Consider the following 19,253-nt stretch of genomic DNA (forward strand, 5'->3'; position numbering starts at 1 on the left):
TTGCAGTCGGATCCTGACGGATCCCCCGAACCAAGGCGCATCTCGTGAATTGCGCACGTGCGATTGTCGCAGGAATCGCACGAACGTTCGTTTTTTGGTCAAGCCGCGCTATATTCGCGTCGCCCGGCGCCGCCGCGCACCGCTCCACCCTCATGAAGAAACCGTCCATGACCGCTCCCCGCTCCCTGGCAATCCTGGCATCGGCACTGCTGGCCGCGTTCGCCGCCCCGGCCCATGCCACCGAAAACGGGCAGCTCCGTGCCCTGCTCGGCGCCCCGTCGTTCGAGCTCGTGACCCCGCAGTTCCCTGGCCTGTACGGCCAGCTCTGGTACCAGCACTACAACGCCGACAAGGTGCGCGACGACAACGGCGACCAGGTGAGCCGCACCGGCCCGGGCGGCGTGCCCATCAAGGTGAAGGCCAACGTGCGCGCCGACGTGGTCGTGCCCCGCCTGACTTACGTCACCGAACAGATCGTCGCCGACGGCCGCCTGGGTTTTGGCGCCGCGCTGCCCATCGTCAGCCTGCGCAACCACGTGGGCCTGTCGTCCGGCGTGCCGGCCCTGGCACCCGCACTGGCCGCCCAATCCAGCAGCCTGTCGGGTGAAAAGACCGGCCTCGGCGACATGGAAGTCAGCGGATTTGTCGACTGGCAGCAGGACGAGTCGCGTTTCATCGCCGGCCTGGCGCTCGGCGTGCCCACGGGCGACTACGAAGCCGGCCGCGCCGCCAACCCGGGCGCCGGCAACTTCTGGACGGTGCGCCCGCTGATCGTGGCCTCGCGCGTGTTCGAGAACGGCCTCGAGTTCGGCACCCGTGCCGCCTACTCATTCAACACCACCAACCGCGACACCGACGTGCGTTCGGGCCAGTACCTCCACGCCGACTGGGCCGCGATGTACCGTGTCACCGACATGTGGCGCGCGGGCCTGCAAGGCTACGTCGTCAAGCAGACCACGAACGATCGCGGCGCCACCGTGGCCGCCGACGGCAACAAGGCCCAGGTGTTCGCCGCCGGCCCCATGGTCGCGTACACGTCCGAGTCAGGCACGTGGGCCGTCGACTTCAAGGTGATGCAGGAGTTCGAGGTGCGCAACCGCACCGAAGGCCAGATCGGCTGGCTGCGCCTGAACGTCCGCCTGGACTGATCGGCACCCCGGCGCGCGGGCCTCTTCGCGCGCCGATAGAATCCGGGCCCCGCCGCGCGAACGCGGCTTCCGGCGCGTGCCCATGCCCCACATCCTGGTCGACCGGCTGGTCAAGTCGTACCGCATCGCCGAACGCGACCCCGGTCTCTGGGGCGCCGCACGCGGGCTCTTTCACCGGCGCCACCGCACCGTCCACGCGCTCGCGGGGGTGTCGTTCACACTCGAACGCGGCGGCCTGCTCGGCCTCGTGGGGCCGAACGGCGCAGGCAAGTCCACCACCGTGAAGGTGCTCGCGGGCATCCTGCGCCCCGACGGCGGCCGCGTGGAGGTGGACGGCCGCCACCCGTTCGACGACCGCGAGCGCCACGTGGGCCGCATCGGTGTCGTGTTCGGCCAGCGCACCCAGCTCTGGTGGGACCTGCCGGTGGGCGAAGGGTTCGACCTGCTGCGCGACATCTACCGCGTGGACCCGGCCCGCTACCGCCGCACCCGCGACGAACTGGTGGCGATGCTGCGGCTGGAGCGGGTGCTGGACCAGCCGGTGCGACAGCTCTCGCTCGGCCAGCGCATGCGCGCCGAGATCGCCGCGGCGCTGCTGCACGAACCCGAGCTGTTGTTCCTCGACGAACCCACCATCGGGCTCGACGCCCCGTCGAAGCTCGCGGTGCGCGAGTTCGTTCGCCGAGCGAACCGCGAGCGCGGCACCACGGTGCTGCTGACCACCCACGACATGCACGACATCGAGGCACTGGCCGAACGGGTGTTGATCATCGGCCATGGGCGTGTGCTCGCCGACAGCCCGGTCGACACGCTGCGCCAGCAAGTGTTCGCCCAACGCCGCCTGGTCGTCGACTTCGCCGAGGTGCCACCCGATGCGCTGGCGGTACCCGGTGCCACGGTGGTCGCACGAGACGGCCGCACCTGGACCTTCGAGTTCGACCCGGCCACCACCGCCGCACCGGCCCTGATCGCCCGGCTGGCCGCCGCGCAGGCAGTGGAGGACATCCGGCTCGAAGGCCTGTCCATCGAGGAGGTGATCTCCCGCTTCTACGCGATGCACGGGGCCGCCGAAGCATGAACGCCGTGCGTCCGTACACCGCCGCGTTCGTCTCGCGGTTCCTGCAGATGCTGCAGTACCGCACCGCCGCCCTGGCCGGGTTCGGCACGCAGTGCTGGTGGGGTGGCATCAAGGTGATGGTGCTGGCCGCGTTCTACGGCAGCGGTACTGCAGGGGGCAGCGCGATGCCGCTCGCGCACGCCGTCACGTACACCTGGATCGCGCAGGGGCTGCTCGCGCTGCTGCCGTGGGCAGGCGACCCCGAGGTGGCGCAGGCCGTGCGCACCGGTGCCGTCGCCTACGACCGCGTGCGGCCGGTGGACGCCTACACGCTCTGGTTCGCCCGCACCACCGGCTGGATCGCCGCGCGCGTGCTGCCAAGAGTGGCGCTGATGATCGCGTTCGCCGCCGTCGTGCTGCCGCTCTCGGGGCTTGGCCACTGGGGCTGGCAACCACCCGCCAGCGTGGCGGCCGGCGCTGCTGCGCTGGTGTCGGCCGGGCTCGCGCTGCTGCTGTCCGCTTCGCTCGTGATGGGGCTCAACATCGCGACGGCCGCCTTGCTGAACGAACGCGGCATCAACGCGCTGGCCGTGCCGCTGGTCATCGTGCTGTCGGGCAACCTGCTGCCGCTCGCGCTGCTGCCCGAAGGCTGGCAGGCCGCACTGCTGCTGCAGCCGCTCGCCGGCCTGCTCGACATCCCGGTGAGGCTCTACCTGGGCCAGTTCCAGGGGCCTGCCGTGTGGGGTGTGCTCGCCCTGCAGGCGCTGTGGATCGCCGTGCTCGCCGGCATCGGCCGCGCCGCGATGGGCCGCGCGATGCAGCGCCTCGACGTGCAAGGGGGCTGAGCCTTGGCCCTCTTTTTCCAGTTGGTGGCCGCCTCGGTGCGGGGACAGGCCCGCTACCCCGTCTCGGCGCTGATGCTCACGCTGAGCCAGTTCCTCGTGACCGGCATCGAGGTGATCGCGGTGTGGGCACTGTTCGATCGGTTCGGCGAGGTGCAGGGCTGGCGCTTCGGTGAGGTTGCGCTGTTCTACGGGCTCGTCAACATCATGTTCGCGGTGGCCGACACGCTCGGCCGCGGGTTCGACACACTCGGCACCGAGTTCCTGCGGACAGGCGCGTTCGACCGGCTGCTGCTGCGTCCCCGCCCTCTCGCGCTGCAACTGATGGGCCACGACGTGCGCATCAGCCGCCTGGGGCGCCTGCTTCAGGGCGCGCTGGTGGTGGCGTTCGCCACCGCCGAGGCGGGCATCGCGTGGACCCCGGCCACCGCGGCGCTCGCACTGCTGGCCGTGGCTGGCGGCGCCGCGCTGTTCCTCGGCATCCTGGTGCTGCAGGGCACGCTGTCGTTCTGGACCGTCGAGAGCCTGGAGATCACCAACGTGCTCACCTACGGTGGGGTCGAGGCCGGGCAGTACCCGCTCGCCATCTACGAACGCTGGTTCCGCTGGATGCTCACCTTCGCCGTGCCGCTGGCCGCGGTGGCGTACTACCCCGCGCTGGTGGTGCTGGACAAGCCCGACCCGCTGGGGGCACCCGCGTGGGTGGGCTGGTGGTCGCCGCTCGCCGGATTCGTGTTCCTCGGGCTGAGCTTCGCCGCCTGGCGCATCGGGGTGCGCCACTACACCTCGACCGGCAGCTGACGCCCTCTCGGCGCAAGGCCTATCCAATAACGGAAACGGTTCCAGGTTCGGCCGCCTCTTTGGTAACAAGCCGCATGTGCACCTCGCCCGCGCCAGCACCGGGATTAAGCTCGCGACACGTTGCGCCTTGTTGCACGCGCCCCGTCAGGGCATCGCGGGACGGGGACAAGAATGGCCGCCACACCGACAGGAGAACCCATGAACACCCAGGCCCTCGTCCGCAAGCAACCCCGCCATGCCACCCGATTCACCCGCAGCGTGCTCTTCGGCGCATTGCTGTTCGGCCAGCTCGGTGCCGCGCTGGCCGACGTCAGCCCGCTGTCCGTCAGCGGCAACAAGATCCTCGCGGGGGGACAGCCCGCGAGCTTTGCCGGCAACAGCCTGTTCTGGAGCAACACCGGCTGGGGCGGCGAGAAGTTCTACAACGCCAACGTCGTGCGCTGGCTCAAGAGCGACTGGAAATCAAAGGTCGTGCGGGTGGCCATGGGGGTCGAGGAAGACAGGGGCTACCTGAGCGACGCCGCGGGCAACAAGGCCCGTGTCAAGGCGGTGGTGGACGCGGCCATCGCCAACGACCTGTACGTGATCATCGACTGGCACACCCACCACGCCGAGAGCTACCAGCCGCAGGCCATCGCGTTCTTCGAGGACATGGCCCGCACCTACGGCAAGAACAACCACGTCATCTACGAGATCTACAACGAACCCCTGCAGGTCTCGTGGAGCGGCATCATCAAGCCCTACGCACAGGCCGTCATCTCGGCCATCCGTGCCATCGACCCCGACAACCTGATCATCGTGGGCACGCCCAACTGGTCCCAAGACGTGGACGCCGCCTCGCGCGACCGGCTCACCGGCTCGAACATCGCCTACACGCTGCACTTCTACGCGGGCACCCACGGGCAAGGGCTGCGCGACAAAGCACAGACCGCGCTGAACAACGGCGCCGCGCTCTTCGTGACCGAGTGGGGCTCGGTCTCCGCCAACGGCGACGGGAACGTCAACGAGACCGAAACCTCGGCCTGGGTCGACTTCATGAAATCCAATGGCATCAGCAACGCCAACTGGGCCCTCAACGACAAGGCCGAGGGTGCCTCCGCCCTGGTGCCGGGCGCCAGCAACCAGGGCGGCTGGTCCGCCAGCCAGCTGACACGATCCGGGGCACTGGCCAAGCAGATCATCGGCGGCTGGCCCGGGACCACACCCCCGGCCGGTTGCGCCCGCGTGACGGTGCCAGGCCTGCTGCAGGCCGAGGCCTGGTGCACCATGTCCGGCGTGCAGACCGAGGCCACCACCGACACCAACGGTGGCAGCAACGTCGGCTACATCGAGACCGGCGACTGGATGACCTACGACATCAACGTGCCGACAGGCGGCAGCTACACGGTCGAGTACCGGGTCGCGAGCCTGAACGGCGGCGGCAACCTCGCGCTCGAGCATGCCGGCAGCAGCGTGGTCTATGGGACGGTCAACATCCCGAGCACCGGCGGCTGGCAGAACTGGGTCACCGTGAAGCACACCGTCCAACTGCCCTCCGGCAACCGCAAGCTCCGCATCGCCGCGCGCAACAGTGGGTGGAACCTGAACTGGTTCCGCATCAGCAAGGCCTCCTGAGCATCCTCTGGGCCTGAGACTCTCAGCCTCTCAGGCCCGCTCCAGCTTCAGGAACAGCTCCCGGTCGGGCGCGAAGTTGGCGTGCAGCGGCAGCAGCGCGCCACCAAGCGCGCGGGCATCGGGCCCCACGGCACCGGGCAGCAGTTGCGGGCGCTGCGTGCCTTCCCAGTTGTACTGGTCGAAGGACTGCTGCACCCCGTCGTTCAGCAGGCCCAGCAGGTCGCGGCTGAACGACCCGTCGATGATCACCCCGTCGAGGTCGAGCAGGCACGCGGCGTTGTGCACCACCAGCGCAATGGCCGGTGCCGCCTGGGCCAGCCACGTCTCGGTGTGCGGGCGCCAGCGCGGCTGCAGCGAACGTTCGTCACTGACGGCCGCCGGGTCGAGGTCGTGGGCCTCGTACGCGGCCTCCAGGGTCAGCAGCGAGGCCACGCTCAGCAGCTGCTCGGGCGGACCCGACTGCCCCGGATCGCTGCGCCGCATGGCCTGCGAACCCACCGCACCGGCGTTGCCGTGCAGGCCGTTGCGCAACTGGCTGTCGATCACGAGGCCCCCGCCGATGAAGGTGCCCACGAACACGTAGAGGAAGGTCTTCAACGTGCGCCCGCGGCCGGCCACCAGCTCGGCCACGCAGGCCGCGGCGGTGTCCTTCACGAACGTGGTGGGCAGGCCGCTCATCGTGGCCACGCGGTCGGCCAGGTCGATGTGGGCCCACGACTGCCGGGGCCGCACGCCGAGCAGCGACGCCCAGCCGTCGAGCAGCAGCGGTGCCGCAATGCCGATGCCTTGCAGGCGGTCGCGTTTGGCGAAGCCGAGGCGCTTGCGGATGGCGCGCACGCGCTGCTCGATCTCGCCGAGCACTTCGTCAGGGTTCGGGTAGCGGTAATTCAGCGTGCTGCGGTCGCGCACCTCGCCCGCGAAATCGACGAGCAGCACGTCGAGGCTGCGCCGGCCCACGTTGATGCCGATCGAAAACGCACCATCGGGGTCGAGCGCGACGGGCACCGACGGTTGCCCCACCTTGCCCCGCACCGGCGCGAGCCGCACCAGCAGCCCGGCGGCATCGAGCCGCGCGAGGATCAGCGACACCGTCTGCGCCGTCAGGTGCGTGAGCCGTGCGATCTGGGCCTGTGGCAACGCCCCGTGCAGGCGGATCGCCTGCAGCACCACCCGCTCGTTGAACTGGGCGATGCCCGTCTGGTTGGAGCCGCGCGGGCGCAGCGGCGGGCGGGCGGCGGGAGAGCCGGCGTCGGGGACTTCGGTGGACATCGAGGTTCGGCAAGCTTCGGGCGACGAGCGGCGTTCGGGTGCCCTATGTTCGCATGCAGGCGTGTTCAGGCCAGGCAGTCGGCCGGCAGTTCGCTCGCCTTCAATGCGCCGGTCATCACGGCCACGGTGTCGCTCATCGAGATCTTTTTCGGGTTGAGCACCGCGGCCCGTTTGCCCAGCCGGGCCACGTGGATGCGGTCGGCGATCTCGAACACGTGCGGCATGTTGTGGCTGATGAGCACCACCGGCAGGCCCTTGTCGCGCACGCGGCGGATGAGCTCGAGCACCATGTTGCCCTCCTTCACGCCGAGGGCCGCGGTGGGCTCGTCCATGATGACCACGTGCTGCGCGAAGGCGGCGGCCCGCGACACGGCCACGCACTGGCGCTGCCCCCCCGAGAGGGTCTCCACCGCCTGGGTCATCGAACGGATGCCCACCTTCAGGTCCTGCATGCGCGCGGTGCTTTCCTCGAGCATGCGGCGCTTGTCGAGCATGCGCAGCACGTTGCCGAGGAAACCGGGGCGCCGGATCTCGCGGCCGAGGAACAGGTTCTCGGCGATGTTCATCGCCGGCGCCACGGCCAGCTCCTGGTACACGGTCTCGATGCCGGCACGGCGCGCGTCGATGGGGCTCTTGAAATGCACCTCCTGGCCGTCGAGCAGGATCTGCCCTTCGTCGGGGATGGTCGCGCCCGAGAGCGCCTTGATCAGCGACGACTTGCCGGCGCCGTTGTCACCGATGACGGCGAGGATTTCGCCGGCCCGCAGTTCGAAATCGGTGCCGTCGAGCGCCGTGACCTGGCCATAGCGCTTGACGAGGTTCGTGGCCTTCATGACCAAGGGGGTGGAGGAGGATTGGGCTTGCATCTGGGTCTCCGTTTCAGCGCGTGCCCTTGCGGGACAACTGGTCGGCCGCCACGGCCAGGATCACGAGCACGCCCGTCACGAGGATCTGGTAGACCGACGACACCCCCATCAGCGTGAGCCCGTTGCGGAACACCCCCACGATCAGCGCGCCCACCAGCGTGCCCAGCACGATTCCGCGGCCACCGAAGAGGCTGGTGCCACCCAGCACCACCGCGGTGATGGCATCGAGGTTCTCGGTCTGCCCGGCGTTGGGGTCGCCCACGCCGGTGCGGGCCACGGACAGCATCGAGGCCAGGCCATAGAACAGGCCGGCGAGCACGTACACGCCCAGCAGCACGCGGTGGGTGGGAATGCCGGTGAGGCGCGTGGCCTCGGCGTTGTTGCCCACGGCGTACACGTGCCGGCCCGAGGCCGTCTCGCGCAGCCAGAACCACGCCACGCCATACAGCACCAGCATCAGCACGGTGCCGTACGCCACGTTGGTGCCACCGAGGCCGAAGGTGTTGCCGAGCCAGGTCATCGCGTCGGGCAGGTCGGTCACCGTCTGCGAGCTGGAGTACAGCTGCGTGATGGCGAACGCGATGTTCAGCGTGCCGAGCGTGACGATGAACGGCGGCAGCTTGAGCCGCGTCACGAGCAGGCCGTTGATGAGCCCGAACAGCATCGTCACCGCGAGGCCGCAGGCGATGGCCACCGGCGTGGGCAACCCCAGGTCGGTGGCGAACTTGGTCATCACGATGCTGCCGAGCGCCATCACCATGCCACACGACAGGTCGATGCCTGCCGTCAGGATCACGAGCGTCTGCCCGATCGCGATCACGCCCACGACTGCCACTTGCTGCAGGATCAGCGAGAGGTTCTCACCGCTCAGGAACCGGTCGGTCTGGGTCGCGAAGAACACGCACGCGATGAGCAGCGCGATGAAGGGTCCGAGGGTGCCGATCGGCGGCAGCTTGAGCTTGTGGCCGTCGGTGGTCGTGGAGGTGGTCATGGTGTTCATGGTCGTCACGTCACTTCTTGCCCCAGCACAGGTCCATGCCGGCCTTGGTGTCCTTGCTGTCCACGCCGGCCACGGCGTTCTTGGCGATGAGGGTCACGCCGGTGTCGGTGTAGCCGCTCACCTTCTTGCCCGTCTTCGCGTAGGCGATGCCAGCCTCGACGCCCATGGCGGCCATCTTCAACGGGTACTGCTGCGAGGTGGCGGTGATCTTGCCGGCCTCCACGTCGCGCACACCCTGGCAGCCACCGTCCACCGAGACGATGATGACCCCCGCCTCCTTGCCGGCCTTCTTCAGCGCGTTGTACGCGCCGGCACCGGACGGTTCGTTGATGGTGTAGACCACGTTCACGCCCTGCACCTTTTGCAGGCAGTTTTCCATCGCGGTCTGGCCCTTGGCCTGGTCGCCGAAACCATCGGCCATGCAGACGACCTCGGACGGTTTGGCGAGCTCGTTGCTCTTGGCCTCGAGCGTCTGCAGGCCCATGCCCTTCAGGAACCCGTTGTGGCGCTGGGCGCCCACGGGGTGGCCGGGCATCAGGTCGATGGTGACGATCTTCGCGGCCTTGCCACCCAGCGCGGCCTTCGCGTACTCGCCGATCAGCACGCCGGCCTTGTAGTTGTCGGTGGCAAACAGCGCATCGGTGGCCTCGACCGGATCGGTCGGGCTGTCGAGGGCGATCACCTGCACACCCTTGTCACGCGCCTTCTTGATGGCGGGCACGATGGCCTTGGAATCGCTCGGGGTGATCAGGATGGTCTTGGCGCCAGCCGCCACGAGGTTCTCGATGGCGGTGACCTGGCCGGCGTTGTCACCGTCGGCCTTGCCGGCACTGGCCACCACCTTGGCTCCGTCCTTCTTGGCGGCCTCGACGGCCCCCTCCTTCATCTTCACGAAAAACGGGTTCGTTTCCGTCTTGGTGACAAGGCCGATCACCGGCGGGTCGGCGGCCATCACGGTGGTGGACGACAGCAGCGCCAGGACGGCGGCGGACAACATGGACAAGGGGTTCAGGCGCATGACAAAAGGCTCCGTTGCGAATGACCAGGGAATTCTGGGCGCTCGCCTTTAATAAATCAAGGCGATTGATTAATGGAAAACCCCATGACAATCGTCAGCAACCGAGGGCATCCTTACGCCCAAACGCCACGCGGTCCTCGCGTGAGCACCCGTGTCTTTCTCAAGGAGTGATCCCATGTTCGTGGTCTGCGGCGAAGCGCTGATGGACGTGTTTGCCAGCGGCGAAACCCCGTCGGGGCTTGCACTCGATGCCCGCATCGGCGGTTCGCCGTTCAATGTGGCCATCGGCCTCGCCCGCATGGGCCAGCCGGTGGGTTTTTTCGGCGGCTTGTCCACCGACTTCCTGGGCGACCGCCTGCGCCACGCGCTGGCCGCCGAAGGCGTGGACCCGCGCACGCAACACACCACGTCGGCCCGCACCACGGTCAGCCTGGTCGGGGTGGATGCGCAGGGCGTGCCGTCGTATGCGTTCTACGGGGAAGGTGGCGCTGACCGCGACGTGCCCCCATCCGCCCTCGCCCGCGTGCCGCCCGAGGCACGCGCCTTCCACTTCGGCTCGTTCGCGATGGTGGTCGAACCAGTGGGCGCCACGCAGCGGGCGCTCATCGAGCGCGAACACACGCGCAGCCTGATCAGCTACGACCCCAACGTGCGGCTCAACGTGGAACCGTCGGTGGGCGCCTGGCGTGAAACCCTTGCGTGGATGCTGCCGCGCACCCACCTGCTGAAGGTCAGCGACGAAGACCTGCGGCTGCTGTACCCCGACACCGACCCGGCCACGCTGGCCGCCGAGTGGCTGGCACGCGGCGTGGCGCTGGTGGTGGTGACACGCGGTGGCGACGGGGCCCTGGCCTGGACGGCCGCGCACGCCGTGTCGGTGCCAGCCGTGCCCACCACCCTGGTGGACACGGTGGGCGCCGGTGACACGTTCCAGTGTGCCCTGCTCACCTGGCTCGCCGAACACGATGCCCTGTCGGCCGAGGCCCTGCGCACGCTGCCCAAGGCATCCCTCGAGTCTGCGCTGGCCTTCGCCGGCCGGGCGGCAGCCATCACCTGCTCGCGCCGCGGCGCGGACCTGCCGCGCCGCAGCGAACTCGCCTGACCCGGGCCGGTCGCGCGCGAGCACGACCCCACGAAGCCATTCGCAGCCTCTTTGGAGCCCCTTCGAAACGAGAAAGCGGGCTGGTGTTTTCATGGCGGTAACGCTAACGGACGGTGCGACATAATCCCGCCCATTCCCACACCTCCAAAGACCCCTCATGGCTGCGTCCAAGTTCGGCGCCCGCGCTCCCGCCAAGAAGAAGGCCACTGCCGTGACCGGGCGAGGTGCCCGCCGCGAGGGCCCGGCCAAGGAGGTCGCCGAGCCGGCTGACACCCGTGGCTCGTCTCTGGTGAAGCACGCGGTCGATGCGCTGCGCACCCGCATCCTGGCGGCCCCGGAGGCGGGCGCCTTCCTCGGGTCGGAGGAACAGCTCATCGCCGAGGTAGGGGTGAGCCGCCCCACCTTTCGCCAGGCGGCGCGCCTGCTGGAGCACGAGATGCTGCTCAAGATCAAGCGTGGCATCGGAGGCGGCTTTTTCGCCCAGCCTCCGTCGGCACAGGCGGTGTCCCGCATGGCGGCGATCTACCTGAGCGCACGCACTACCACGCTGCAGCACGTGGCCAGCGCGATCGGTCCCGTGCTGGAGGAAGCCGCGGCCCTGCTCGCCGCGTCGAACGACACTGCGGTTCCGCGACGGCTGGCCACATACGTCGCCGCGAACGCGGGGTTCGACGGTTCGCCCGATGAAGGGTTGCGCGTGCGCGTGGTGCGCGAGTTCGAGACACTGGTCGGCGACCTTTGTGGCAACCCGGCCATCGCGCTGCTCCTTCACACCCTGCTCGACCTGGTGCACAGCCGGCACGGCGACCAGGTGAGGTTGACGCGCGAGCGCGCCGCCGTCCATGCCACCTTCCACCGCCAGTTGCTCGAGGCTGTGCAACGCGGAGACCCCGACATTGCCCGCCTGCTGACACGCCGCCACGCGACCATGTTCGCGGCGGGCCTGCCGGACACCGCCATCACGACCTGAAGGCCCGCCGCGGCCCGCCCACTTCCTCAGCGAGGTCCACAGCGCCGCCTCCACCGGGATCGTCCTCACGCAGCCCCCCTGCAGCCTTCGCCATTCAACGTCGGCGCCACCTGCTGAACGACCTGCTGACGCTGATGTGACACCCGATCGCACGCACTGGATAGAGGGTGTCGCAAAGCGCTTTCGCACCAGCGTCATTCATCATCTTCGGCATTGCCACGCGAGGCGCCACGGCACAAGATGCGTGTTCCGTGAAGGGCGAGACGCGGGACCATCCGGCGCATCGCCGCGCACGCCTGAACAAAGGACGCTCCATGCGCCCCCTCGATCCGGACATCGGCAAATCGAAGGCACTCGTGGTCGACGGCAACGCCGCATCGCGGGGTGTGCTGACCGCGATGCTTCACGAATTCGGCGTGACCAACGTGACGCAGGCGAGGCGCGCCCAGGACGCACGGCGCCTGCTCGAGGCACAGCCCTTCGACATCGTGATCTGCGAGTACCACTTCGACGACGAACCCGTGAACGGGCAGGACATCATGGACGACCTGCGGCTGGCGCACCTGCTGCCGCTGTCCACCGTGGTCGTGATGATCTCGAGCGAAGCGGGGTATGCCAAGGTGGCCGAAGCGGCCGAAGCCGCGCTGGATGCCTACCTGCTCAAGCCGCACACGCAGGATGCGCTGGGCCAGCGGCTGCTGCAGGCCCGCCAGCGCAAGGAGACGCTGAAGGACATCATCACGCTCGTCGAGAAGGGCGCCTACGCCGACGCAGCCGAGCTGTGCGAGATCCGGTTCAAGACACGTGGCCCCGCGTGGATCCAGGCAGCGCGCATCGGGGCCGAACTGTGGCTGTGGCTGGGCAAGCCCCATGCGGCACAACTGCTGTTCGACGCGATCCTGCAGGCCGGCGCGGTGCCGTGGGCACGGCTCGGTGTCGCGCGCGCACAGTACGACACAGGCGGCCACGTGCAGGCCCGCCGCACGCTGGAGAGCCTGCTGAACGAACAGCCGAGCTATGCAGACGCCTACGACGTCATGGGCCGCGTGCTGCTCGACCAGGGCCTGCCCGACATGGCCCTCGCCGCAATTCGGCAGGCCTCCTCACTGACACCCGGCAGCGTTTCGCGCAGTGTCAAGCACGGCCTGCTGGCCTTCTATTACGGCGAACCCAAGGAAGCCGCCGAGGCGCTCGCGAAGGCCGCCAAGCTCGGGCTCAACTCGCGCATCTACGATCTCCAGGGCCTCGTGCTGCTGGCCGCGGTCCAGTTCGACCTGAACGACAAGCGGGGCCTGGCGGGCTCGTACAGCAGCATGGTGGCTGCACGTGTCCCTCTCCCCGACAGCCCTCGGCTGCGGCGGTTCGAGACGGTCATCTCCGCGCTGAAGGCGCTGATCGAACGCCGCGTGCCCGATGCGGTGCGCGACGCCCACGTGTTGATCGATGAAGTCACCTCACCCAACTTCGAGTTCGAGGCGGCTTGCAACCTGCTCGCCTTGCTGGCCCGCCTGCAGCGCAGCGAACTGCAGCTCGGTGACATCGTCCACGACGTCGACGTGCTCGCACGGCGCTTCGCCGTGTCGCGCACCACGTGCGAACTGCTCGTGCGCGCCGCCCGTTCGCAGGCGCCCTTCGAGACGGTCATCCACACGGCCTACGCCCGCATCTGCGCGGGTGCCGAAGAGGCCGTGTCCAGGACCGTGAACGGCGCGCCGGGAGAAGCGGTGCAACAGTTGCTCCAGGCGGCCGAACAGACCCTCAATTCGAAGCTGATCGACCTGGCGCTCCACACCCTGGAGCGCCACAGCGCCAAGATCGACGCCTCCGCCACGCACCTCGAGCGCGCACAGAAGCTGCACAACCAGTACCGCGGGTACGGCACGCAGGTGCACCTGGGCAAGTCGAACGATCCACGTTCGGCGTCGCCGATGGGCTAGACCGGGCCCGAGCGGGCGTCGCCAGCGGGATGTGGGTTCCCACAACATAAAAAGCGCCGCAACAGCCTACAGTGCCGATCTTCTGATTGTGTCCGGGAGAAACCCTATGAGCACCATGTCGATTGCTACCCCTACGAAGACGAAGAGCCCGCTCTATCGCTCTCTCTACATCCAGGTCCTCACCGCGGTGGTGATCGGCGTGCTGCTCGGTCATTTTTACCCATCGCTCGGCGAGCAGATGAAACCGCTGGGTGACGCGTTCATCAAGCTGATCAAGATGATCATCGCGCCCATCATCTTCTGCACCGTGGTCGTGGGTATCGCCGGCATGGAGGACATGAAGAAGGTGGGCCGCACCGGCGGCCTCGCGCTGTTGTACTTCGAGGTGGTGAGCACCGTCGCGCTCGTGATCGGCCTGGTCGTCGTCAACCTGCTGCAGCCTGGCGCCGGCATGCACATCGACGCCTCCACCATCGACACCAAGTCGATCGCGGCCTACACGGCCCCCGGCAAGCTCGGCACCACCACCGACTTCCTGATGAACATCATCCCGACCACCGTCGTGGATGCCTTCGCCAAGGGCGAGATCCTGCAGGTGCTGCTGATCGCCGTGCTGTTCGGCTTCGCGCTGCACCGTTTCGGCGGCCGCGGCACGCTGGTGTTCGATGTCATCGAGCGCACGTCGCACGTGCTGTTCACGGTGGTGGGCTACATCATGAAGGCCGCCCCCATCGGCGCGTTCGGTGCCATGTCCTTCACCATCGGCAAGTACGGCGTCGGGTCGCTGCTGTCCCTGGGCAAGCTGATGGGCTCGTTCTACCTGACCTGTTTCCTGTTCGTCTTCATCGTGCTCGGCACCATCGCGCGCGTCCACGGTTTCTCGATCTGGAAGTTCGTGCGATACATCAAGGAGGAACTGCTGATCGTGCTCGGCACCTCGTCCAGCGAGTCGGTGCTGCCGCGCATGATGGAGAAGATGGAGAACCTCGGCGCGAAGAAGACGACGGTGGGCCTCGTGATCCCGACGGGGTACTCGTTCAACCTCGACGGCACGTCCATCTACCTGACGATGGCCGCCGTGTTCATCGCCCAGGCCACCGACACCCCGATGACCCTGATGCAGGAGATCACGCTGCTGGCCGTGCTGCTGCTCACGTCGAAGGGGGCAGCCGGCATCACCGGCAGCGGGTTCATCGTGCTGGCCGCCACCCTGTCGGCCGTGGGTCACGTGCCGGTTGCCGGCCTCGCGCTGATCCTGGGCATCGACCGCTTCATGTCCGAGGCCCGCGCGCTGACGAACCTGGTCGGCAACGGCGTGGCCACGATCGTGGTGGCCAAGTGGACGGGTGACCTCGACACGGCGAAGCTGCACGCGCAGCTCGACAACCCGACCCAGGTGGCCACCGACGAACCGGAAGTGCTGCTCGACGCGCAGACCGCGCGCATGGACACGTCGGGGGCGAAGACGCCGGGCTGACAGCGGCGGCGGCCTCAGGCCGCCCCGTTGACCAGCAAGTCCCGTGACCGAGCCTCCAGCAGGCTCACCGCCTCGTTGAACTCGAGGTTGTCCACGTGGGCGGACAGCCGCTCGAACAGGTCGTGCCCCAGCCGCTGCCGAAGTTGCGGCGACAAGACCCGGAACTGCTGCGTGGCCGACAGGCTGCGCTGGTGCAGCAGGTCGAGGAGATCGTCCAGCGCACGGGGAGGCAGGTCATCCGCGGCGCCGGCGCCGGCGACTGGGGCAGACAGCGCCGAGAGCACGGTCCGCGCGCCCGCGCGCACGCGTTGCAGCGCGTCGGCCAGTTGAACCAGGGCCGGCCCGGCACGGGCCACGTCGCCGGCACGGCAGGCCACTTCGGCGACGCCGGCCAGGTCGCGGACGGCCACCGCCCCCAGGGCGCCGGCCATGCCCCGCAGCTTGTGCATGCGGCCGGCCGTTGCCGCCAGCGTGCCGGTGTCCCGCGGGAGCGGCACCACCTCGAACTCGTCGAGCAGGCGCTTCAGCATCGACCGGAACAGGTCCACGTCACCATCCAGGCGCGCTTGCACGTCGCTGGTGTCGATCCCGTCGACCTCCGGCCACGGCACGGTAGCGGGCACCGCCCAAGGCGGCAGCAGGCTGGCCGCCGCCGTGTCGATCTCCACCGGAGGCCGCACGTGGCGCCGCAGCGCATGGACCAGGTCCCCCGCATCGAACGGCTTGCTGATGAAGTCGTTCATGCCGGAGGCCAGCGCCTTCTCCCGCTCCCCGGTCAGGGCACCCGCGGACAGCGCGATGACCGGCAGGCCGGTCAACCCGAGCGCCCCCCGGATGCGGCGCGTGGCCTCGTGGCCATCGAGCAGCGGCATCTGCACGTCCATCAGCACGGCGTCGAACGCGTCGGGCCGGGCCTGCAGGCGCGCCAAGGCCTCCTGCCCGTTCTCGGCGAGCGTCACCTGCGCCCCGGCGTGTTCGAGAATGCGCCGGGCCACGTCCAGGTTGATGTCGCTGTCGTCCACCACCAGCACCCGCACGCCGAGCAGGTCGCGCTTGCTGGGGGCCCGGGGTGACGGGGTCTGGCGGGCAAGGTCCTCGGGCGCCGCCAGTGCGAAGTCCAGTACCACCCAGAAGGTGCTGCCGGCCCCCGGTTCGCTGGCCATGCCCACGTTGCCACCCATGAGGGTGGTGAGCCGCTTGACGATCGACAGGCCCAAGCCCGTGCCACCGAAACGCCGGGTGGTGGACGCGTCGGCCTGGGCAAAGGGGGCAAACAGCCGCGGCTGCACGTCCGCCGCGATGCCGATGCCGCTGTCCTGCACGGCAAAGCGCAGGACCACCTCGGCCGGACCACTGGCGAGCCGCTCGATGCGCAGCTGCACACCCCCCCGGTCGGTGAACTTGATCGCGTTGGACAGCAGGTTGGTCAGGATCTGCCGAAGGCGCGCGGCGTCGCCGGTGATCACCTCGGGCAACGTGCCGGGCACTTCCACGTCGAAGGCGATGCCCTTGGCATCGGCCTGCATGGCCATCACGTCGGTCAGTTCCTTCAGCACACCGGCCAGCGAAAACGGCGCGCGCTCGATCGTCAGTTCGCCCGCCTCGATGCGGGAGAAGTCGAGGATGTCGTTGATCACCGCCAGCAACGACTTGCTGGCCACCTTGATCCGGTCGAGGAAGGCCCGCTGCGGTTCATCGAGCGGCGTCTGGCCGAGCAGGTACGACAGGCCGATCACCGCGTTCATCGGGGTGCGGATCTCATGGCTCATGTTGGCAAGGAAGTGGCTCTTGGCCCGGTTGGCCTGCTCGGCGTGCTGCATCGCCTCGCGCAGTTCGAGTTCGGCCCGCCGGCGCGTCGAGATGTCGTGCGCGATCAGGCTGAAGAACCGCCCGCCCCCCTGGCCCGACCACGTGCCCAGCGACACCTCCACCGGCACCTCGGTGCCGGCCGCGCCATGGCAGGCGGTCTCGAAGACACCCGATGCGGGTACCCCGGCCTGGCTCACGTCGTGCCAGTCCGCGAAGCCGGGCGGCGGGGCCAGCATGGTACTCACGTCGCGGCCGGCCAGCTGGTCGGCCGCCTGCCCGAACAGCCGCGTGCCGGCGTGGTTGCAGAACACCACCCTGCCGCGTTCGTCGAGTACCAGGATGCATTCGCTGGCGGATTCGGTGAGCGACTGGAACCGCTGCTCAGCCTCGGTCCGGGCCGCGCTCATCTGGTCGGCCAGCACCAGCGCGTCCTGCCGGGTGACCGCGAGGGAGCGCACCACCGTGAACAGCAGCAGGCTGATCACCGTGCCCGCCACGAGGGCGATCTGGGCCTTTCGACGGCCGCCTCGAACACCTGCGTCGACTTCACCTCCGCCGTCCAGCGGTGCCCCGCCACCTGCATCGGCACGGCCTGCACGAACTGGTGCGGATAGCTCGCCTGGCACTGCGCGGCGTTCATGTACATCACGGCCGCCGGATCGACCTGGTCGCCGTCGAAGATCCGGAGGCACACGCTCGACAGGTCCACCCGCTGGAGCGCACCGTGCATCAGGTCATCCATGCGGAACGGCGCGTAGACGAACCCCTTCAACGCGGCCTGGCGCGCCGCCACCGTGTCCACCGGCGCGCCTCGGTGGTACACCGGCACGTACATCAGGAAACCCGCTTGACGGTCTTCACCGGACTCCTGCATCAGCCGGACCTTGCCCGACACGGCCGGCGAACCACTGTCACGCGACTGCAGCATCGCCGTGCGCCGCACGGGTTCCGAGTACATGTCGTAGCCCAGCGCACGGCGATTGCGCTCGTCGAAGGGTTCGAGGTAGGTGATGCTGGTGTATTCATCACGCTCCCCGGCGGGATGGAAGTCGAAGGCCGGGAGCCCGTCCGCGCGCACCTGCTCGACGTACCGCTGCCGATCGGCCCGCGAGACGCGCTCCGAGAACCCGAGCCCCTGGATGCCGGGGTAGTTGCGGTTGATGGTCAGCGACTCGACGTACTGGCGCCATTCACCGCGTTCGACACGCACCGACGCGTCGAACAACCCTCGCCCGCCACGCAACGCCTGTTCGTAGACCCCCATGCGCTCCTGCACGCTGGCCTGGATGTCACGGGCGATGTCATCGAAGCGGTCCGCCGCACGCCGCTCGGTGTCGGCCGCGGTGAAGTGCCACGCCAGCACCGTGGCCGCCAGCCCGGCCAACAGCATCGCGGCGGGCAACTGGCCGCCGCGGTGCACGGCCGGCCCCTCGGCAGCATGGGCGCGCTGGCGAGACGCCGCCAGCACCATGCCCGTGATGGCACACAGGGCCAGGAAGCCGTCCAGCGAGATGAGCGAATCGTTGGCCGTGGCCTTGGCAAACGGGCCGCGGCCGTGGATCGTTGCCGCGATGGACAACACCGCGATGCCGAAGGTCGCCGAGGTGGCGCCCAACGGCCCGTGCCTGTAGGCCGCCCCCGCGATGAAGACCACCAGCCCGAACGTCATCAGCCGGTTCGCGTGCCCCGCGTCGAGAAGACCGCCGAAGGCCAGCCCGCTGGCCGCGGCAAAGACCGCCACGGTCAGCACACCTCGCCGCCAATTCACCCGCCGCGGCCGCCAGGTGCGCAGCTGCAGCAGCAGCGGTGCGATCACCAGCAGGCCGGTCACATCGCCCAGCCACCAGGTCAGCCACACCGTTCCGGCCAGATGCCCCGGGACGATGCCGGACCCGACAAGCGCTGCCACCCCACCGCTGGCCGACGCCATCGCGGCCACCAGGGCCGCCGCGACAAACACGTAGGCACCCTGCGGCGAATCGAACATTTCGCCGCGGATGAAGCGCCGTGAGGCCCAGGCGGCGAGCAGGCCTTCGGCCATGTTGCCGGCCGCGATCAGCGCCGACACAAGCGCCGCCGGGCCCCACGGCGCCACGCCATTGCCAACGAACGTGGTGAGGTTCGCCGCAAAGGCCCCGATGAACACGCCAGCCCCGAGCCTCGGGCCACCGACCAGCAACGCAGCCAGTGCAATGCCGGAGGGGGGCCAGACGGGGGAAGCGTTCGTCGACGCGAACGACAAGCCCAGGCTCGCTCGCGCGACCCCGTAGTAGACGAGCGCCAGCAGCACGATCCCGGTGACGGTCGACGGACGCCAGCCCGGTCGTGAGGCGGCCATGGGCG

General features: G+C 68.9%; 15 protein-coding genes. 9 read left to right on the forward strand and 6 right to left on the reverse strand.

Annotation, left to right across the window (positions count from 1 at the left end; genetic code table 11):
- Positions 1–167: 167 nt before the first annotated feature.
- The 5 genes from ASC87_RS17205 to ASC87_RS30785 all read left to right on the forward strand — a co-directional run bounded on the left by ASC87_RS17205 (position 168) and on the right by ASC87_RS30785 (position 5,462).
- Complete coding sequence (locus ASC87_RS17205) at positions 168–1,148, forward strand: transporter (RefSeq protein WP_056664593.1); 981 nt, start codon at positions 168–170, stop codon at positions 1,146–1,148.
- 82 nt (positions 1,149–1,230) lie between these two features.
- Entirely contained in the window at positions 1,231–2,226 is a 996-nt protein-coding gene (locus ASC87_RS17210; RefSeq protein WP_056664596.1) for an ATP-binding cassette domain-containing protein, read from the forward strand.
- Positions 2,223–3,050: a hypothetical protein gene (locus ASC87_RS17215; RefSeq protein WP_056664599.1), complete on the forward strand. Its 828-nt coding sequence runs from the start codon at positions 2,223–2,225 to the stop codon at positions 3,048–3,050. Before ASC87_RS17210 ends, ASC87_RS17215 begins: the two co-directional genes overlap by 4 nt.
- Before the next feature lie 3 nt (positions 3,051–3,053).
- Positions 3,054–3,848 carry an ABC transporter permease gene (locus tag ASC87_RS17220; RefSeq protein ID WP_056664603.1) on the forward strand — a complete coding sequence of 265 codons (795 nt, stop codon included), beginning with the start codon at positions 3,054–3,056 and terminating at the stop codon, positions 3,846–3,848.
- Positions 3,849–4,046: 198 nt separating this feature from the next.
- Positions 4,047–5,462: a cellulase family glycosylhydrolase gene (locus tag ASC87_RS30785; RefSeq protein WP_082568696.1), complete on the forward strand. Its 1,416-nt coding sequence runs from the start codon at positions 4,047–4,049 to the stop codon at positions 5,460–5,462.
- 30 nt (positions 5,463–5,492) lie between these two features.
- On the opposite strand, the gene ASC87_RS17230 is transcribed toward ASC87_RS30785, so the two are convergent.
- From ASC87_RS17230 to ASC87_RS17245, 4 genes are all read right to left on the reverse strand, one after another.
- Complete coding sequence (locus ASC87_RS17230; RefSeq protein WP_056664606.1) at positions 5,493–6,731, reverse strand: ROK family transcriptional regulator; 1,239 nt, start codon at positions 6,729–6,731, stop codon at positions 5,493–5,495.
- A 65-nt stretch (positions 6,732–6,796) separates the two neighbouring features.
- On the reverse strand, positions 6,797–7,597 hold the full coding sequence (locus tag ASC87_RS17235; protein WP_056664609.1) for an ATP-binding cassette domain-containing protein: 801 nt from the start codon (positions 7,595–7,597) through the stop codon (positions 6,797–6,799).
- Positions 7,598–7,610: 13 nt separating this feature from the next.
- Positions 7,611–8,588 (reverse strand): ABC transporter permease, encoded by a 978-nt coding sequence (locus ASC87_RS17240; RefSeq protein WP_056665085.1) that lies wholly within the window; start codon positions 8,586–8,588, stop codon positions 7,611–7,613.
- A 19-nt stretch (positions 8,589–8,607) separates the two neighbouring features.
- The gene (locus tag ASC87_RS17245) at positions 8,608–9,594 is read right to left on the reverse strand and encodes a sugar ABC transporter substrate-binding protein (RefSeq protein WP_369820773.1); all 987 of its coding nucleotides are present in this window, start codon (positions 9,592–9,594) and stop codon (positions 8,608–8,610) included.
- Positions 9,595–9,790: 196 nt separating this feature from the next.
- Here ASC87_RS17245 and ASC87_RS17250 point away from each other — a divergent pair, with 196 nt between their 5' ends.
- The 4 genes from ASC87_RS17250 (at position 9,791) to ASC87_RS17265 (ending at position 15,101) form a co-directional block, all read left to right on the forward strand.
- Entirely contained in the window at positions 9,791–10,717 is a 927-nt protein-coding gene (locus ASC87_RS17250; RefSeq protein ID WP_056664615.1) for a carbohydrate kinase, read from the forward strand.
- A gap of 157 nt (positions 10,718–10,874) precedes the next feature.
- A complete protein-coding gene (locus ASC87_RS17255; protein ID WP_056664618.1) occupies positions 10,875–11,687 on the forward strand; it encodes a FadR/GntR family transcriptional regulator in 813 nt (270 codons plus the stop codon).
- A gap of 314 nt (positions 11,688–12,001) precedes the next feature.
- Complete coding sequence (locus ASC87_RS17260; RefSeq protein WP_157604093.1) at positions 12,002–13,624, forward strand: response regulator; 1,623 nt, start codon at positions 12,002–12,004, stop codon at positions 13,622–13,624.
- A 115-nt stretch (positions 13,625–13,739) separates the two neighbouring features.
- Positions 13,740–15,101, forward strand: coding sequence for a dicarboxylate/amino acid:cation symporter (locus ASC87_RS17265; protein WP_200954403.1), 1,362 nt, complete (start codon positions 13,740–13,742; stop codon positions 15,099–15,101).
- A gap of 14 nt (positions 15,102–15,115) precedes the next feature.
- On the opposite strand, the gene ASC87_RS17270 is transcribed toward ASC87_RS17265, so the two are convergent.
- Together ASC87_RS17270 and ASC87_RS17275 are read right to left on the reverse strand one after the other, a co-directional pair.
- Positions 15,116–17,395, reverse strand: coding sequence for an ATP-binding protein (locus ASC87_RS17270; protein ID WP_157604094.1), 2,280 nt, complete (start codon positions 17,393–17,395; stop codon positions 15,116–15,118).
- A complete protein-coding gene (locus tag ASC87_RS17275; RefSeq protein WP_162255176.1) occupies positions 17,392–19,248 on the reverse strand; it encodes a CHASE domain-containing protein in 1,857 nt (618 codons plus the stop codon). Before ASC87_RS17275 ends, ASC87_RS17270 begins: the two co-directional genes overlap by 4 nt.
- Positions 19,249–19,253 lie beyond the last annotated feature (5 nt).

This window comes from Rhizobacter sp. Root1221, assembly GCF_001425785.1.
In the GTDB taxonomy this organism is placed as follows: Bacteria; Pseudomonadota; Gammaproteobacteria; order Burkholderiales; family Burkholderiaceae_C; genus Rhizobacter.

Excerpts from the sequence above, each read along its gene's own strand:
- ASC87_RS17205 (WP_056664593.1), top strand. The coding sequence starts at position 168 with ATGACCGCTCCCCGCTCCCTGGCAATCCTGGCATCGGCACTGCTGGCC.
- ASC87_RS17210 (WP_056664596.1), top strand. The coding sequence starts at position 1,231 with ATGCCCCACATCCTGGTCGACCGGCTGGTCAAGTCGTACCGCATCGCC.
- ASC87_RS17215 (WP_056664599.1), top strand. The coding sequence starts at position 2,223 with ATGAACGCCGTGCGTCCGTACACCGCCGCGTTCGTCTCGCGGTTCCTG.
- ASC87_RS30785 (WP_082568696.1), top strand. The coding sequence starts at position 4,047 with ATGAACACCCAGGCCCTCGTCCGCAAGCAACCCCGCCATGCCACCCGA.
- ASC87_RS17230 (WP_056664606.1), bottom strand. The coding sequence starts at position 6,731 with ATGTCCACCGAAGTCCCCGACGCCGGCTCTCCCGCCGCCCGCCCGCCG.
- ASC87_RS17235 (WP_056664609.1), bottom strand. The coding sequence starts at position 7,597 with ATGCAAGCCCAATCCTCCTCCACCCCCTTGGTCATGAAGGCCACGAAC.
- ASC87_RS17240 (WP_056665085.1), bottom strand. The coding sequence starts at position 8,588 with ATGACCACCTCCACGACCACCGACGGCCACAAGCTCAAGCTGCCGCCG.
- ASC87_RS17245 (WP_369820773.1), bottom strand. The coding sequence starts at position 9,594 with ATGTTGTCCGCCGCCGTCCTGGCGCTGCTGTCGTCCACCACCGTGATG.
- ASC87_RS17250 (WP_056664615.1), top strand. The coding sequence starts at position 9,791 with ATGTTCGTGGTCTGCGGCGAAGCGCTGATGGACGTGTTTGCCAGCGGC.
- ASC87_RS17255 (WP_056664618.1), top strand. The coding sequence starts at position 10,875 with ATGGCTGCGTCCAAGTTCGGCGCCCGCGCTCCCGCCAAGAAGAAGGCC.
- ASC87_RS17260 (WP_157604093.1), top strand. The coding sequence starts at position 12,002 with ATGCGCCCCCTCGATCCGGACATCGGCAAATCGAAGGCACTCGTGGTC.
- ASC87_RS17265 (WP_200954403.1), top strand. The coding sequence starts at position 13,740 with ATGTCGATTGCTACCCCTACGAAGACGAAGAGCCCGCTCTATCGCTCT.
- ASC87_RS17275 (WP_162255176.1), bottom strand. The coding sequence starts at position 19,248 with ATGGCCGCCTCACGACCGGGCTGGCGTCCGTCGACCGTCACCGGGATC.